The organism is uncultured Campylobacter sp. (assembly GCF_938017705.1).
GTDB lineage: Bacteria > Campylobacterota > Campylobacteria > Campylobacterales > Campylobacteraceae > Campylobacter_B.
Window position 1 is genome coordinate 1 of sequence record NZ_CALIIS010000129.1, and the last position, 2,152, is coordinate 2,152.

General features: G+C 38.8%; 3 protein-coding genes and 1 CRISPR repeat array. Of the genes, 2 read left to right on the forward strand and 1 reads right to left on the reverse strand.

The window, feature by feature from the left end:
• Positions 1–211: hypothetical protein (locus Q0605_RS06560; protein ID WP_298705289.1), on the reverse strand; the 211-nt coding region annotated here is incomplete at its 3' end.
• 240 nt (positions 212–451) lie between these two features.
• Here Q0605_RS06560 and Q0605_RS06565 point away from each other — a divergent pair.
• On the forward strand, positions 452–697 hold the full coding sequence (locus Q0605_RS06565) for a helix-turn-helix transcriptional regulator (protein ID WP_040303199.1): 246 nt from the start codon (positions 452–454) through the stop codon (positions 695–697).
• 1 nt (position 698) lies between these two features.
• The gene (locus Q0605_RS06570; protein WP_005869088.1) at positions 699–833 is read left to right on the forward strand and encodes a hypothetical protein; all 135 of its coding nucleotides are present in this window, start codon (positions 699–701) and stop codon (positions 831–833) included.
• 637 nt (positions 834–1,470) lie between these two features.
• Positions 1,471–2,092: direct repeats of the CRISPR family, unit length 30 nt; unit sequence GTTTCAATTCCCAATGGGATGGAATTCTAC.
• Positions 2,093–2,152: the final 60 nt, after the last annotated feature.

Sequence of the window (2,152 nt, forward strand, 5' to 3'; positions counted from 1 at the left end):
GAATTCCATCCCGTTGGGAATTGAAACGGCTTTCAGTCTGCAACCCCAAGGACTTCAAAAATCGGTAGAATTCCATCCCGTTGGGAATTGAAACGCTCTTTGTACTGGCAGATATGGCTCGGCATAGGGTAAAATTACATCTTGTTTGTAATTGCTGCCAGAACCGATCAAAAAAATCAAACCCCAAAAGCTTCGATGTGTAAAATTTCATCTATCCCCGTTTTAAAATTTAATGTGCCGTTCTATAAGATGCCTGTTTGCGCGAGCCGGCTTATCTTTACGGCATAACATGCAAAATTTTATAAAATTTTATGTTTATTTTATGCAGTATTCTGTATAATTCATACGGATAAACGAAGTATTTTGCTATTTTTACTTATGAATAACACGATTTTTATTCATTTTATACGATTTTATGTATAATTAACGAATAAATTTGTATAATTTTCATATGTTAGAAACGAGCGATATATTCAACATTTTGCACAATGCCGTCGAAGCCAAAAATAACGGCAAAAAGATCTCGCACGCCGCGATGGCGCAGAGGTTAGGCGTGTCGATGCGGACGTATCAGGACTGGCGCTTGGGCACGACCAAGCCGCAAGCCGCGACCGCGATATGCCAGATGTTGTGCGAGCTCGATAGCGACGACGCTGCGTTTGTGCTGCATAAGATAAAAAAACTTATAGGAGAGTAGAGTGCAAAACATTACTTTGCAAGAAAAGCTGGATCTACAGGGCGTCTTTCGCGTGATTTATGAGAAAAAAGAGTCGAAATTCGCGATCTTTTACAAGGCACTTTTGAAGAAATTTTTTAAAAATTTTAAAAAATAACTGGCGGAGGCATTTATTTATTTACTTTATGTGGCAAAGGCGGTAGTATCCATTAAATTTAGATGATTTTCCTTTTTATGACGACCACGCCGATATTCTTTGTTTTGCAGTTTCAGAGGATGCTACCAAATTCTGCTTTATAAAATTTTTTCCATCTTTCTGCCTCTTTGACATCATCTAATTTAATTTTAAATTCTAACTTTGACACATGATCTTAAATTTGTAGCGTAAATTTAATTGAAATTAATGCGGAATTCTTACTTTAAATTAGCTTTTAATATCCCTAGTATGCATTTTTACAAATATTTTGAATTTGCTATTAAATGAGTTGCATTTAAATCTATTTATATTGTGGCAAATATACAGTTCGTTAAAATTTTAATTTGTGAGTAACTTCAAAATTTTATTCGTAACCCATAAATTTAACATATTTAGTAGGTGAATTGAAACCGAATGAATTTCGCATAAGTGCCCCATGCTGTATCTTATCCCAGCCACAACTAATCTTTTTAAATTTTATAGCGAGATGAGAATTCTACACATTTCCGCCGCGAAAGTCATATCGCGTAGATTCGTTTTGATTTCAGCAAGATGAATTCTACCGCCTACGCAAATCGTGCAATAAGCCCATTTAGGCGTTTCAATTCCCAAAGGATAAATATTATTCTACATTCCTGCGGGACGCTATAAATGCAGTGGCAGAAGTTTTAATTCCCAACGGGATAGAATTCTACCGAATTCGTGGCTCGGCAAGAAGCAGTATCCGAGTTTCAATTCCCAACGGGATGGAATTCTACGTAAAGACCGAAAGATCGGACGCATGGATCGTTTCCGGTTTCAATTCCCAACGGGATGGAATTCTACCATCATCTTTTTTGCCGTTGTTCAATCCATTCATAGTTTCAATTCCCAACGGGATGGAATTCTACCAAAAGCCGCTAAAGCTATTTTTAGCGTAAGCGGGGTGTTTCAATTCCCAACGGGATGGAATTCTACAAGGCACTAGCCGTATTTTAAGAGGGGACGAAGCCCGTTTCAATTCCCAATGGGATGGAATTCTACGGGGGCTTTGCCCCCCGATGCACCGCGTGTGTGAGTGGTTTCAATTCCCAATGGGATGGAATTCTACCCCGAGAGCAAAGAGATAGAGGCAGTGCAGACGCGTTTCAATTCCCAATGGGATGGAATTCTACGCAAAACGGCACCGCCACTCAAAACAGCTACGAATAGTTTCAATTCCCAGCGGGATGGAATTCTACTCTTCCTCTTTTTCCTTATCAGTTTTAGCGCTATTTGTTTCAATTCCCAGCGGGATGGAA

Bases quoted from the DNA above. Each gene is read 5' to 3' on its own strand.
- Q0605_RS06565 (WP_040303199.1), top strand. From the start codon at position 452: ATGTTAGAAACGAGCGATATATTCAACATTTTGCACAATGCCGTCGAA.